This is a genomic window from Streptomyces cyaneochromogenes (assembly GCF_003963535.1).
Lineage (GTDB): Bacteria > Actinomycetota > Actinomycetes > Streptomycetales > Streptomycetaceae > Streptomyces > Streptomyces shaanxiensis.
In genome coordinates this window covers 1,811,898-1,824,855 of sequence record NZ_CP034539.1, presented here as the reverse complement: position 1 = coordinate 1,824,855, position 12,958 = coordinate 1,811,898, and the positions used below count along the sequence as shown (strand labels likewise).

The 12,958-nt window shown below is 71.3% G+C and carries 12 protein-coding genes; 10 read left to right on the top strand and 2 right to left on the bottom strand.

The genetic code is table 11. The annotated features are described in order from the left end of the window. Positions 1–29 precede the first annotated feature (29 nt). From EJ357_RS07935 to EJ357_RS07925, 3 genes are all read left to right on the top strand, one after another. Entirely contained in the window at positions 30–1,391 is a 1,362-nt protein-coding gene (locus EJ357_RS07935; RefSeq protein WP_126390025.1) for a peptidase C39 family protein, read from the top strand. Positions 1,392–1,437: 46 nt separating this feature from the next. Beyond that, positions 1,438–1,578, top strand: coding sequence for an SCO1431 family membrane protein (locus EJ357_RS07930; RefSeq protein ID WP_126390023.1), 141 nt, complete (start codon positions 1,438–1,440; stop codon positions 1,576–1,578). A 146-nt stretch (positions 1,579–1,724) separates the two neighbouring features. Continuing rightward, positions 1,725–2,384: a TetR/AcrR family transcriptional regulator gene (locus EJ357_RS07925; RefSeq protein WP_126390021.1), complete on the top strand. Its 660-nt coding sequence runs from the start codon at positions 1,725–1,727 to the stop codon at positions 2,382–2,384. A 66-nt stretch (positions 2,385–2,450) separates the two neighbouring features. Here EJ357_RS07925 and EJ357_RS07920 read toward each other — a convergent pair whose 3' ends face one another. Further along, positions 2,451–3,701: a glycoside hydrolase family 18 protein gene (locus EJ357_RS07920; RefSeq protein WP_126390019.1), complete on the bottom strand. Its 1,251-nt coding sequence runs from the start codon at positions 3,699–3,701 to the stop codon at positions 2,451–2,453. A gap of 330 nt (positions 3,702–4,031) precedes the next feature. Here EJ357_RS07920 and EJ357_RS07915 point away from each other — a divergent pair, with 330 nt between their 5' ends. From EJ357_RS07915 to EJ357_RS07900, 3 genes are all read left to right on the top strand, one after another. Next, a complete protein-coding gene (locus EJ357_RS07915) occupies positions 4,032–5,204 on the top strand; it encodes an acyl-CoA dehydrogenase family protein (protein ID WP_126390018.1) in 1,173 nt (390 codons plus the stop codon). A 413-nt stretch (positions 5,205–5,617) separates the two neighbouring features. Further along, positions 5,618–6,658: a hypothetical protein gene (locus tag EJ357_RS07905; protein ID WP_126399291.1), complete on the top strand. Its 1,041-nt coding sequence runs from the start codon at positions 5,618–5,620 to the stop codon at positions 6,656–6,658. A 13-nt stretch (positions 6,659–6,671) separates the two neighbouring features. Continuing rightward, the gene (locus tag EJ357_RS07900; RefSeq protein WP_126390014.1) at positions 6,672–7,769 is read left to right on the top strand and encodes a phosphotransferase family protein; all 1,098 of its coding nucleotides are present in this window, start codon (positions 6,672–6,674) and stop codon (positions 7,767–7,769) included. A 25-nt stretch (positions 7,770–7,794) separates the two neighbouring features. Here the strand turns inward: EJ357_RS07900 and EJ357_RS07895 are convergent, their stop codons facing one another. Further along, the gene (locus EJ357_RS07895; protein WP_126390012.1) at positions 7,795–8,235 is read right to left on the bottom strand and encodes a hypothetical protein; all 441 of its coding nucleotides are present in this window, start codon (positions 8,233–8,235) and stop codon (positions 7,795–7,797) included. A gap of 267 nt (positions 8,236–8,502) precedes the next feature. Here EJ357_RS07895 and EJ357_RS07890 point away from each other — a divergent pair, with 267 nt between their 5' ends. The 4 genes from EJ357_RS07890 to fxsA all read left to right on the top strand — a co-directional run bounded on the left by EJ357_RS07890 (position 8,503) and on the right by fxsA (position 12,794). Next, positions 8,503–8,943 carry an Lrp/AsnC family transcriptional regulator gene (locus tag EJ357_RS07890; protein WP_126390010.1) on the top strand — a complete coding sequence of 147 codons (441 nt, stop codon included), beginning with the start codon at positions 8,503–8,505 and terminating at the stop codon, positions 8,941–8,943. 172 nt (positions 8,944–9,115) lie between these two features. After that, positions 9,116–10,720 carry an amidohydrolase gene (locus tag EJ357_RS07885; protein WP_126390008.1) on the top strand — a complete coding sequence of 535 codons (1,605 nt, stop codon included), beginning with the start codon at positions 9,116–9,118 and terminating at the stop codon, positions 10,718–10,720. Between the two features lie 594 nt (positions 10,721–11,314). After that, positions 11,315–12,145 carry a polyprenol monophosphomannose synthase gene (locus EJ357_RS07880; RefSeq protein ID WP_126390006.1) on the top strand — a complete coding sequence of 277 codons (831 nt, stop codon included), beginning with the start codon at positions 11,315–11,317 and terminating at the stop codon, positions 12,143–12,145. A 94-nt stretch (positions 12,146–12,239) separates the two neighbouring features. Beyond that, the gene (fxsA, locus tag EJ357_RS07875; RefSeq protein WP_126390004.1) at positions 12,240–12,794 is read left to right on the top strand and encodes an FxsA family membrane protein; all 555 of its coding nucleotides are present in this window, start codon (positions 12,240–12,242) and stop codon (positions 12,792–12,794) included. The last annotated feature ends 164 nt before the right edge of the window (positions 12,795–12,958 follow it).

The following is a 12,958-nucleotide window of genomic DNA, read 5'->3' as shown; positions in this document are numbered from 1 at the left end:
CGACTCGGACACCTGGGAGTCTTCCGCCCATGAGCAGAGCCGAACAGCCGTCCCGGAGAGCCGTCCTGACCGCCGCCGTCGCGGCAGCCGTAGCCGGCGGCGCGGGCCCGGCCGCCGCCGACCAGGGCGCCGATACCCCGGCTCCCGCCGAGGCCCCGGCCCGCACCGTCGACAACCGGGCCTGGACCACGTACGCCGACTGGCGCTCCGGCACCGCCGAGGGCACACGAGCCGTCGCGGGCACCCGCCCCGGCCTCGTGATCGCCAAGCCCGGCGGTGCCATCGACTACACCGACCCGCACACCGGCAGGACCGCCCGCTGGGAGTACGCGACCTGGACGTCCCCCGTCCACCGTCTCGCCGTCCCCGCGACCGAGGCGATCGCCTCCTGGAACGCGCACACCCCCGACGGCACCTGGCTCCAGATCGAGCTGCGGGGCACGTACTCCGACGGCACCGCGACCCCCTGGTACGTGATGGGCCGCTGGGCCGCCGGCGACCTGGACATCAGGCGGACGTCGGTCGACGACCAGAGCGACGGCCGGAGCAGCATCTGGACGGACACGTTCGCCATCGACGACCCGGCCGGCGGGCTGCGCCTGACCTCCTACCAGCTGCGGCTGACCCTGTACCGCAAGCCCGGTACCAAGCTCACCCCCAAGGTCTGGCGGGTCGGCGCCATGGGCTCCGACGTCCCCGACCGCTTCACCGTCCCGGCCTCCACCCCCGGCCTCGCCCGGGAGCTGATCGTCCCGCGGTACTCGCAGGAGATCCACATCGGCCAGTACCCCGAGTACGACAACGGTGGCGAGGCATGGTGCAGCCCCACCTCCTCGCAGATGATCATCGAGTACTGGGGTGGCAGCCTCACCCCGGAGCAGCTGGAATGGGTCGATCCGGCCTTCGCCGACCCGCAGGTCTGCCACGCGGCCCGGTTCACCTTCGACTACCAGTACGAGGGCTGCGGCAACTGGCCGTTCAACGCCGCCTACGCGGCCACCTTCGAGGACCTCCGGGGCGTCGTCACCCGGCTCGGCTCGCTCACCGACCTGGAGAAGCTGATCGCCGCCGGTATCCCGGCCATAACGTCCCAGTCCTTCCTCAAGGAGGAGCTGACCGGGGCGGGGTACGGCACCGCCGGGCATCTCATGACCGTCATAGGGTTCACCCCCGACGGCGACGTGATCGCCAACGACCCGAACTCGCCGAGCAACGAGGCGGTGCGGCGCGTCTACAAGCGGCGCGAATGGGAGAACATCTGGCTGCGGACCAAGCGGTACAACGCCGCGGGCAAGGTCGTCTCCGGCACCGGCGGCGTCTGCTACCTCTACTTCCCGGCGTTTGCGACCCCGCGCCAGCGCGCCGCGCTCGCCGCGGTCGGGGTGTTGTGAGCAACGTCTCCGCCGCACAAGCCGTTCCCGGTGGCAGGGTGGGCGTATGACCGCGCACTCTGCCACCGCCGCCCGCGTCCGTACCGGCGGCCCCAAGGAAGACGGCCCGAAGATCGTCGAGCACGTCATGGGCTGGACCCTCGTCGTGGTCGTCGCGATGCTCGTCACTCAGCTCGGTCTGCTGTGACCTGACACACACTCGACCCTTTGGTCGGACATATGCCGACGTGATGTCGAGCGGATCCATCAAAGTCGATCAGACTCGAACGAGCAGCTGATGCAGGTCTGCCATACTGCCGATGTCCCGCCGCCCGTTGGAATCCAGGGTCGAAATTGAATATTAGTCAACAGCGCGACCCGGCCCGTCCCCGGGCCCGCGGCACCGAGCGTTCGGTGGCGCGTCGTGCCGAACTCATCACCATCGGGCGGAAGTTGTTCGCCGACACGTCGTACGACGCGCTCTCCATGGACGACATCGCCCGGCAGGCCCATGTCGCCAAGGGGCTCATCTACTACTACTTCCAGTCCAAGCGCGGCTACTACCTGGCGATCATCCAGGACTCCGTCGCCGACCTGGTCACCTACGCGGCGAGCGGCGGCGAACTGCAGCCGGTGGACCGGGTCCACCGCACCATCGACAGCTACCTCCGCTACGCCGAGCACAACCAGGCCGCCTACCGCACCATCGTCAGCGGCGGCGTCGGCTTCGACACCGAGGTGCACGCCATCCGGGACGGGGTGCGCGAGGCGATCGTGGCGACCATCGCCGAGGGGGCGTACGGCCGTATCGACATCGCCCCGCTGGCCCGCATGGGTCTGCTCGCCTGGGTGTGCAGTGTGGAGGGCGCCACCCTCGACTGGATAGACCGACCCGAGTTGCCCCGCGACACCATGCGCGAGCTGCTGGTGAGGACCCTGGGCGGCGCCATGCGTGCCATCGAGGAGCTCGACCCGTCGTACAAGACGCCCGACCCCGCCCGGCGGGACGACTGAACCCGTCGGACAGGACAAGGGGCGGAGGCCTCGTGGTCCTCCGCCCCAAGTCCCCCGAGGGTCCTGCTACTTGATGGACTTGATCAGCTCACCGTTCGCGGTGTCCCCGCTGAGCTCCCAGAAGAAGGTCCCGCCCAGCCCCTGCCGGTCCTTGTACTGCATCTTGGTCCTGATGGTCGCCGGGGTGTCGTAACTCCACCAGTCGTCCCCGCACTTGGCGTACGCCGTGCCGCCCACCGTGCCGGTCGCCGGGCAGGTCTGCTTGAGCACCTTGTAGTCCTCGAAGCCGTTCTCGTAGGTGCCCTTCGCCGGGCCCGTGGCGGTGCCGCCGGGCGCCGCCTGGGTGACTCCGGTCCAGCCGCGGCCGTAGAAGCCGATGCCGAGCAGCAGCTTCGAGGACGGGATGCCCAGGCTCTTGAGCTTGGCGATGGTGGCGGCCGTGTTGTAGCCCTCCTGCGGGATGCCCGGGTAGGAGCGCAGCGCGGAGTGCGGTGCCGTGGGGCCGGTGGCGGCCCAGGCGCCGAAGTAGTCGTAGGTCATCGGGTTGTACCAGTCGACGTACCGGGCCGCGCCCGCGTAGTTCGCCGCGTCGATGCGGCCACCGTCACTGGCGTCGGCCGTGATCGCCGCGGTGACCAGCTCCCGCTTGCCGAACTTGGCGCGCAACGCCTTCATCAGCTCGGGGAAGGCCTCCCTGCCACTGGTGTCGCAGGTCAGGCCGCAGGCGTTCGGGTACTCCCAGTCGATGTCGATGCCGTCGAAGACATCCGCCCACTTCGGGTTCTCGACCAGGTCGTGGCAGGACTGCGCGAAGGCCGCCGGGTCCTTGGCCGCCTCACCGAAGCCGCCGGACCAGCTCCAGCCGCCGAACGACCAGACGACCTTGAGGTTCGGGTGGAGCTTCTTCAGCTTGCGCAGCTGGTTGAAGTTGCCGCTCAGTGGCTGGTCCGCGGTGTCCGCGACGCCGTCCACGGACTCCGCCGCGGTGAACGGCTTGTCGGTGTCCGCCCAGGTGTCGCCGATGACGCACTTGCCGCCGACGACGTTGCCGAAGGCGTAGTTGATGTGGGTGAGCTTCCTCGCCGAGCCGGAGGTCTCGATGTTCTTGACGTAGTACTTGCGGTCGTAGATGCCCCAGTCGGTGAAGTAGCCGACCACCTTGGAGCCGGCCGCTTTGCGGGCACCGTCCTGGTCGGGGCCGTCCTGGTCGGCGGTCGCGGTGCCGGTGCCGGCGAGCAGGCCGGCCGCGAGCGCGGCGGAACACGCGGCGGCCGGCAGGGTGCGGCCGCGAGCGCGGGAGGAAAGCGGGGTGTGCATCGGGTGTCTCCTCGCGGGGGACAGAGGGGATCGCACGCCGATTGGCATGAACGCGGAGAGGCGTTGGATCGAAACGGTAGGAGGACTAGACCACTTGGTCAATGGTTCGGACCAATTCGGGAGGCCGGGAATCGGTCGGAAAGTTTCTTGGAGTAAGCGGTCGTTAACTGGTGACTCGATGTCCCCGATCGGGCATACTCACCGCAGAGCCGCTGGTCAGCAGCTTCCGCGACCCGGGAGCGGAGCACCTGCCGGCACCCGAGAGACCGGCGGAGCCGCCCCACCCAAGGCGCGACCGCCGACGTTCCCGAAAGGGAGGAGAGCGTCGCCATGCCCGACCGCGCCCCGCAGCCGGTGGACCGTCAACTGCCCACGGACGAGGCCCGGGACCTGATCTCGCTCGTCCGCGACATCGCGCAGCGCGAGATCGCCCCGAACGCGGCCGAGGAGGAGGACGCCGGACGCTTCCCGCGCGAGGTCTTCACCCTGCTCTCCGAATCAGGACTGCTCGGCCTGCCGTACGACTCCGAGTACGGCGGCGGCGACCAGCCGTACGAGGTCTACCTCCAGGTCCTCGAAGAGCTCGCCGCGGTCCGTCTCACCGTCGGCCTCGGCGTCAGTGTGCACACCCTGGCCTCCTACGCCCTCGCCGCCTACGGCACCAAGCAGCAGCAGGTCGAGCACCTGCCCGCGATGCTCGGCGGCGGGCTGCTCGGCGCGTACTGCCTCTCCGAGCCGGCCTCCGGATCGGACGCGGCCTCCCTGCGCACCAAGGCGGTGCGGGACGGGGGCGAGTGGGTGATCAGCGGCACCAAGGCCTGGATCACGCACGGCGGCATCGCCGACTTCTACACCGTGATGGCCCGCACCGGCGAGGACGGCCCGCGCGGGATCACCGCGTTCCTGGTGCCCGGGGACGCGGAGGGGCTGAGCGCGGCGGCGCCCGAGAAGAAGATGGGCATGAAGGGCTCGCCCACGGCCCAGGTCCACTTCGACGGGGTCCGGGTCTCCGACGACCGGCGTGTCGGCGACGAGGGCCAGGGCTTCGCGATCGCCCTGTCCGCACTCGACTCAGGACGGCTCGGCATCGCGGCCTGTGCGATCGGGGTGGCCCAGGCGGCGCTGGACGAGGCGGTGACGTACGCGACCGAGCGACGCCAGTTCGGCAAGCCGATCGCCGACTTCCAGGGCCTGCGCTTCATGCTCGCCGACATGGCGACCCAGATCGAGGCGGGCCGCGCGCTGTATCTGGCGGCGGCGCGGCTGCGCGACGCGGGCCGGCCGTTCGCCAAGCAGGCGGCCATGGCCAAGCTGCACTGCACCGACACCGCGATGCGGGTGACCACCGACGCCGTCCAGATCCTCGGCGGGTACGGCTACACCGCGGACTTCCCCGCCGAGCGCTTCATGCGGGAGGCCAAGGTCCTGCAGATCGTCGAGGGCACCAATCAGATCCAGCGGATGGTCATCGCCCGTCACCTGGCAGGTCCCGAAGGACGCTGAACTGGCCGTGCCTGACCTGGGGCGCCGTGAGCCGGATCCACTCCGGGTCGTGGCGCCCCGGCAAGGTGCGGCCACGGTCGGCCCACTTGCGCATCAGATCGCGGTAGATGGGCGGATCCTGCTGCTGCGGGGGCGCCGGCGTGACCGTTCCCGCGGGCCGCGGAACGAAGATGCGGCGCTGCGGACCGGTCGCGGAGTACGTCTGGGGCATACCAGGGCAACGCGGAGGCAGGCGGACAAGTCACCGCTCGGGGGAATCGGGCGTGAGTTCGCGGTCGTCCGGCCCCTTCTCTGGTCACCCGACGCCGTCTGACGTACCGTCAGGCCAGCCGTCTCCAGGGAGGTTTGCCGTGGCCGACGACGACCGCCCGGTACCGCTCGACGAGTACCCGGTGCACCAGGTGCCGCTGTCCATGAAGTACGTCGCGACCAGCGACCGCAACGCCTACGACCGCTGCATCTTCCACGTCCTCGACCATGAGGGGCGTGCCCTGCTGATCCTCGGGCTCGGGGTGTATCCCAACGTCGGGGTGATCGACGCGTACGCGACCCTGCGGGTGGGGGACACCCTGCACGCGGTGCGGGCCTCGGACGCGCTCGGCGAGGACCGGATGCGGCTGGCCGTCGGGCCGCTGCGGATCGAGGTGGAGGAGCCGCTGCGCCGGCTGCGCCTGATCTGCGACGACGCCGAGTTGTCGTACGACATCGCCTGGACGGCCGACTTCCCCGCCCTCTGGGAACCCCACCACCTCCAGCGCCGCGGTGACCGGCTCACCCTCGAAGGGCGCCGTTTCGTGCAGGCGGGCGCAGTGGCGGGCGTCGTGCGCGCGGGCGGTCAGGAGTTCCGCGTCAGCCCGGGCGGGTGGACCGGCACCCGCGACCGCAGCTGGGGTGTGCGCCCCATGCCGGGGGAGGAGGGCGGGCGGTTCGCCGAGGAGCGTCCGACCGAGGGCTTCCACTGGATCTGGTGTCCGGTGCGCTTCGAGGACCGGTTCCTGATGGTGATCGTCCAGGAGGACGCGGACGGGTACCGCTCGTTGAGCGAGGCGACCATGGTCCACCCCGGCCATCGCGACCGCCAACTCGGCTGGCCCCAGCCCGAGATCACCTACCGCTCCGGCACCCGCCACCCCGAACGCGCCCTCGTCCACCTCGGCGACGTGCGCAAGCCGCAGGAACTCCAGGTGGAGATCCTCACCTCGTCCCCGCTCGCCATCGGCGCCGGCTACCCGCCCGCCGACGACTGGCAGCACGGCACCTGGCAGGGGCGCGGGTGGACCGACCGGCGCAGCTACGACCTCACCGGGGACCACCCTCTGGCCGCGTATTGCGTCACCGACCACGCCGCGCGCTTCCGGCTGGACGGCCGGGTCGGCCACGGCATCTTCGAGCACGGCTCGTTCGGGCGGCACGACCCGAGCGGCTTCGCGGACTTCAAGTCGGTCGCACCGTAGGAGGGTTCGGGACATGGCAGCCACGGCACCCCGCCCGCGCACCACCACCCGCGACCCCGAGGAGCTCACCCGCCGCCTCGCCGCCTGGCTGGGCACCCGGCTGCCCGGAGCGAAGGCGGTCGGCGTCACCGTCCCCGAGTCGAACGGTCTGTCCAGCGAGACCCTGCTCTTCGACATCGAGCACCCCGAACCGCCCGCGCACGCCTGCGCGTTGCGGCTCGCGGCGGATCCGGCGGCGTACACCGTCTTCCCGGTGTACGACATGCCGCGCCAGTACCGCACGATGCGCGTCGTCGCCGAGCACACGGATCTGCCCGTGCCGAAGGTGCTGTGGCTGGAGGAGGACCCCGGCCCGCTCGGGGCGCCCTTCTTCGTCATGGAGCGCGTCGAGGGGCGTGTGCCGCCGGACGTCATGCCGTACACCTACGAGGGCAACTGGCTGCACGCGGCGAGCGACGCCGAGCGCGAGCACCTGGAGGCGGCAACCATCGGACTGCTGGCCCGGCTGCACGACCAAGTACCGGCGAAAGAGGCGGAGTTCCTCGAACTTGCGGGCGAGGGTGACGCACTGCGGCGGCACGTCACGGCCCAACGCGCGTACTACGAATGGGTGGTTGCCGGTCTCGCCCGTTCACCGCTCATCGAGGACGCGTTCGAGCGTCTGGAGGAGCTCTGGCCGCGTGACCCGGGCACGCCGGTGCTCAACTGGGGCGACGCACGCATCGGGAACGTCATCTACGACGGTTTCGAACCCGCGGCCGTCCTCGACTGGGAGATGGCGGCACTGGCCCCGCGCGAGGTCGACCTCGGCTGGACCGTCTATCTGCACCGCTTCTTCCACGACCTGACGGTCACCTTCGGACAGCGCGGGCTGCCGGACTTCCTGCGCCGCGACCGCATCGAGGCCCGCTATGCCAGCCTCACCGGCCACACCCCGCGTGACATGGACTTCTACACGCTGTACGCCGCACTGCGGCACGCCGTCGTCATGCTGCGGATCGCCTACCGCCAGGCGTACTTCGGCGAAGTCGCCGTCCCGGCGGACCCGGACACACTGATCCTGCACCACGGCAGCCTGCGTGCCATGGTGCAGGGCAGCTACTGGGGTTGAACGACGCGACCGAGGTGGCGTCCGCTCAGGCGGCGGCCGGGCGGCGCATCGAGGGGACCCGGATGGGGCGCGAGCCCGGGCCTCCGACGTGCGAGAACGGCTGTGTCCGCCAGTCGAGCCCCTGAGGGAGCGTCAACAGCAGGGCGGTGTCCTGCTCCTGGGGCTCGGCCGACTCGTCCGCGGAGCGGGCCTCGCCGGCCCGCCGGCCCGTACCGGCACAGACCGTGAGGCCGAACGGGTTCCACGGCGAGGCGCACAGCGCGTGCTCCGGCAGGACGTCCTCGTCCGCCAGCAGGGCGATGGGCTGCGCGCAGTCCGGGCAGATCACCCGGTACATCTCGAAGGTGTCGTACGCGTCCAGCTCTTCGTCGTCGAAGTCGTCGGGTTCGACGCCCTCCGGAGCGGGCTCGACGACGGACTGAAGGCGCTTGGGCGCGGTACGACCAGGGCGCTTAAGACTCTGCATGGATAACTCCCCCTCGGGTGGGGCCGTGAAGGCGCTGCGGCCTCGACCACAGCAAGCACTTCCCGCCGGGTCTCGGCGTTAATCACGGGGGCATCACGGAGCCTGTTCGAGGCCTGTGGCGTTCGTCACATGCCGCCCGCAGGTGCCCGAGGCGGCCGGTTTGTCCCTCGGACGGTTCACAGCTGACGCCCGGCCACATCACAAACCGGGCATGACCTGGGCTGCTCAGGTATCCCAAGAGATCACCGCACTGTAGGTTCTTGCGACATGGAGGAGCTGGACCGACAAATCGTGCAGCTGCTCGTCAAGGACGGGCGGATGAGCTACACCGACCTGGGCAAGGCCACGGGCCTGTCCACGTCGGCCGTGCACCAGCGGGTGCGCCGACTGGAGCAGCGCGGCGTCATCCGCGGCTACGCCGCGGTCGTGGACTCCGAGGCCGTGGGGCTGCCGATGACCGCGTTCATCTCGGTCAAGCCGTTCGACCCCAGCGCCCCCGACGACATCGCGGAGCGGCTGGCCGGGGTGCCCGAGATCGAGGCCTGCCACAGTGTCGCGGGCGACGAGAACTACATCCTCAAGGTTCGGGTGGCCACCCCGCACGAACTGGAGGAGCTGCTCGGGCGGCTGCGGGCCCTGGCGGGGGTTTCGACTCGGACGACGGTGGTGTTGTCGACGCCGTACGAGGCGCGGCCGCCGCGGATTTGATCGCCGCGGGTCGTCGCCGTCGAGCTGTTCGTCGGACGCCGACTGCGGGTGATCCGGGGCTGGTCGCGCCCGCGCGGCGGAGCCGCACATCGATACAGCCTCGCGCCCCTTCAGAGCGTTGAGGCCGCCCCCTGTTCAGAGAGATCCAGGGCCAGGCGCGAGACTGTCTCCCATGAGTGAGCCCACCGCCCAGCCGAAGACCGTCCTGCTCCGCCGCGGAGAGGTCCACAGCCCAGCCGACCCCTTCGCCACCGCGATGGTCGTGGAGCGCGGGCAGGTCGCCTGGGTGGGGTCCGAGGGGGCCGCCGACGCCTTCGCCGACGGCGTGGACGAGGTCGTCGACCTGGACGGCGCCCTGGTCACCCCCGCGTTCACCGATGCCCATGTGCACACCACCGCCACGGGCCTGGCGCTGACCGGCCTCGATCTGTCCGCTGCGCCCTCTCTCGACGCGGCCCTCGCCCTGGTGCGGGACTTCGCCGCGGCCCGCCCGCAGGACAAGGTGCTGCTCGGTCACGGCTGGGACGCCTCCCGCTGGCCCGGGGGCCGTCCCCCGACGCGCGCCGAGCTCGACCAGGCCGCCGGTGACCGGCCGCTCTACCTGTCCCGTATCGACGTCCACTCCGCGGTCGTCACGACGGCCCTGCTGGACATGGCGCCCGGTGATCCGGTGGCGGGTGACGCCCCGCTCGTCGCCGACGCCCATCACGCCGTACGCGCCACCGCGCTGGACGCGATCACGCCCGCCCAGCGCGTCGAGGCACAGCGCGCCGCCCTCGCCCACGCCGCCTCCCTCGGCATCGGCACCGTCCACGAGTGCGGTGGGCCGGACATCTCGTCCGAGGAGGACTTCACCGGGCTGCTCCGGTCGGCGGCCGAGGAACCGGGCCCGCGCGTCATCGGCTACTGGGCGGAGCAGGACGTCCAGAAGGCGCGGGAGCTCGGCGCGGTCGGTGCGGCCGGTGACCTCTTCGTCGACGGCGCCCTCGGCTCGCACACCGCCTGCCTGCACGAGCCGTACGCCGACGCGGCCCACACCGGTACCGCCTACCTGGACGCGAACGCCGTCGCCGCCCATGTCGCCGCCTGCACCGAGGCCGGCCTCCAGGCGGGCTTCCACGCGATCGGCGACGCGGCGGTGACCGCCGTCGTGGAGGGCGTGCGCGCGGCCGCCGAGAAGCTCGGGCTCGCCCGGATCCGCGCCGCCCGCCACCGCGTCGAGCACGCCGAGATGCTGACGCCGGAGACCGTCGCGGCCTTTGCCGAGCTGGGCCTCACCGCCTCCGTGCAGCCCGCGTTCGACGCGCTGTGGGGCGGCGAGGGCGGCATGTACGCCCAGCGCCTGGGCGCCGAACGGGCCCGCACCCTCAACCCCTTCGCGGCCGTCCTGCGCGCCGGCGTCCCGCTCGCCTTCGGCTCCGACAGTCCGGTCACGCCGCTCGACCCCTGGGGCACGGTCCGCGCGGCCGCCTTCCATCACACGCCCGAGCACCGCGTCTCGGTGCGTGCCGCGTTCACGGCGCACACGCGGGGCGGCTGGCGGGCGATCGGGCGCGACGACGCGGGTGTCCTGGTGCCGGGCGCGCCCGCCGACTACGCCGTGTGGCGCACCGACGAACTGGTGGTTCAGGCCCCCGACGACCGGGTCGCCCGCTGGTCCACCGACCCGCGCTCGGGCACCCCCGGCCTGCCCGACCTGACCCCCGGCCGTGAGCTGCCGGTCTGTCTGCGCACGGTGGTGGGCGGACGAACGGTCTTCGTACGGCCGGGCGAGTGATCTCCCGGGGTGGCGCGCGTCCGATCGCTGCGCACCACCCCGGCGCGCGACCTGCGCATCCTCCGCGCTGACCAGCGATTCGGGTGAAAACCCGCAGGTCAAAGGGCTGTTGACAGGCGCAGGCCCGTGGCCGGTAGGTTCGGCCGAGTCCACCACCGGACGCCCGAACGGGAACCGCGGATCTTCCGGGAACCGCCGCGAGGCCGCTGGGTCAGGGACGGTGTGCCGCACCGGGGCACCGTCACTGGGAGCCAGGCTCAGCGCCCGCGCGGCGACGACGGAACGTCGCGGCCGATCGGGGAGGTGTGACCCGGGTGGGGCCCGGGCGCTCAGTAGACAACGGCTTTCGGTCGACCCGCAGCCAGCGGGTCCCAGGTCGGCCCGAAGGGCGCCGGGCCCCCATCCGCAGCAGGCGCGAACCATCTCAGCGGGCGCCAACCTCCGCAGAGGTGGCGAAACAGACGTACCGGTCCCGGAAAACCCGGCCTTACCCGGTTCTTGTGCAATCGACACCGCCGTACGAACGTGCTGTCACGTCAGCGCAGGCCGTGCCCACTATGGTGGATGTCTGCGTACGGATGTGAAGGGGCAGCAGTGAACGACGGCGACGGGGACCTCGCGGCACAGGACCGGGGGAAGCGGTTCGGCCCGCTCGGCACGGCGTTGGTGATCATTCCGACCTACAACGAGGCGGAGAACATCAAGAGCATCGTCAGCCGGGTCCGCAAGGCGGTCCCCGAGGCGCATGTGCTCGTGGCCGACGACAACAGCCCCGACGGCACCGGAAAGCTCGCCGACGAGCTGGCCGCCGAGGACGACCAGGTCCAGGTCCTGCACCGCAAGGGCAAGGAGGGCCTCGGGGCCGCCTACCTCGCGGGCTTCCGCTGGGGCCTGGAGAACGGCTACGGCGTCCTGATCGAGATGGACGCCGACGGGTCCCACCAGCCCGAGGAACTGCCCCGCCTGCTGACCGCCCTCAAGGGCGCCGACCTGGTCCTCGGCTCGCGCTGGGTGCCCGGCGGACGCGTCGTGAACTGGCCCAAGTCCCGCGAGTTCATCTCCCGCGGCGGCAGCCTCTACTCCCGGCTCGCCCTCGATCTCCCGCTGCGTGACATCACGGGCGGCTACCGCGCCTTCCGCCGCGAGACCCTGGAGGGCCTTGGCCTGGACGACGTCGCTTCCCAGGGCTACTGCTTCCAGGTCGACCTCGCCCGCCGCTCGGTCAAGGCCGGGTTCCATGTCGTCGAGGTGCCGATCACCTTCGTCGAGCGCGAGCTCGGTGACTCGAAGATGAGCCGCGACATCCTGGTCGAGGCGCTGTGGCGGGTCACGTCGTGGGGAGCGCGGGAGCGGGTGGGCAAGCTGATGGGCCGTGGCAAGCCGTCGTCGTCGCCCTCGTCGCCCTCGTCGCCGTCCCAGCCGTAGCGCGGGGCGCCTCCGTCGCGATCGCGGCTTGCGGCGTGGCGGTCTGAGTCGTCCCCTTATCCCGCTCTGAGCCGGGCCCAGGCACACTGGACGCATGACGACTGGCGCACCGACCCCTACCTATCCCGCCCGGCCCCGGCGCTCCCGGCTGCGTACCTTCCTGCCGCTCGGTGTCGCCGCGTGGCTGGTGCTGGAGATCTGGCTGCTCACCGCGGTCGCGGATGCGGCGGGCGGTCTCACGGTGTTCCTGCTGCTGCTCGCCGGTCTCGTGCTCGGCTCGGTGGTGATCAAGAGGGCGGGCCGACGCGCCTTCCAGTCGCTGAACGAGGCGCTGCAACGCGGCGGCACCCCGACGAGCGGGGGCGGCAACGGCCTGATGATGCTCGGCGGCCTGCTGATCATGCTGCCGGGCCTGATCTCGGACGCGGCGGGCCTGGTTCTGCTGATCCCGCCGGTCCAGAAGGCCCTCAGCCGCCATGCGGAGCGGACGTTCGAGCGCAAGCTGCGCGAGGCGACCCCGGGTTCACTGGGGGACGCCTTCCAGCAGGCCCGCATGCATCGCCCCGACGGCAAGGTCGTGCAGGGCGAGGTCATCAGGGACGAGCCGGGGGACACCCCGCAGGACCCGCGCCCGCCTCTGACGCGCTGACATCGCAAGGACCCGGCGCCGCTGAGCGCCGGGTCTCTTTTTTGCCGGTCCGTGTTCAGGCGTTCAGGCCCGGCTTTCGGGCACAGCAAACCGCGGGCGCCGTACGTCACCTTCACGTACGGCGCCCGCGGTTAGATGCGTTGCTTGGTCAAACCGTCCAAGCC

Excerpts from the sequence above, each read along its gene's own strand:
- EJ357_RS07890 (WP_126390010.1), top strand. The coding sequence starts at position 8,503 with ATGGAGGAGCTGGACCGACAAATCGTGCAGCTGCTCGTCAAGGACGGG.
- EJ357_RS07920 (WP_126390019.1), bottom strand. The coding sequence starts at position 3,701 with ATGCACACCCCGCTTTCCTCCCGCGCTCGCGGCCGCACCCTGCCGGCC.
- EJ357_RS07930 (WP_126390023.1), top strand. The coding sequence starts at position 1,438 with ATGACCGCGCACTCTGCCACCGCCGCCCGCGTCCGTACCGGCGGCCCC.
- EJ357_RS07905 (WP_126399291.1), top strand. The coding sequence starts at position 5,618 with ATGAAGTACGTCGCGACCAGCGACCGCAACGCCTACGACCGCTGCATC.
- EJ357_RS07935 (WP_126390025.1), top strand. The coding sequence starts at position 30 with ATGAGCAGAGCCGAACAGCCGTCCCGGAGAGCCGTCCTGACCGCCGCC.
- EJ357_RS07895 (WP_126390012.1), bottom strand. The coding sequence starts at position 8,235 with ATGCAGAGTCTTAAGCGCCCTGGTCGTACCGCGCCCAAGCGCCTTCAG.
- EJ357_RS07915 (WP_126390018.1), top strand. The coding sequence starts at position 4,032 with ATGCCCGACCGCGCCCCGCAGCCGGTGGACCGTCAACTGCCCACGGAC.
- EJ357_RS07900 (WP_126390014.1), top strand. The coding sequence starts at position 6,672 with ATGGCAGCCACGGCACCCCGCCCGCGCACCACCACCCGCGACCCCGAG.
- fxsA (WP_126390004.1), top strand. The coding sequence starts at position 12,240 with ATGACGACTGGCGCACCGACCCCTACCTATCCCGCCCGGCCCCGGCGC.
- EJ357_RS07885 (WP_126390008.1), top strand. The coding sequence starts at position 9,116 with ATGAGTGAGCCCACCGCCCAGCCGAAGACCGTCCTGCTCCGCCGCGGA.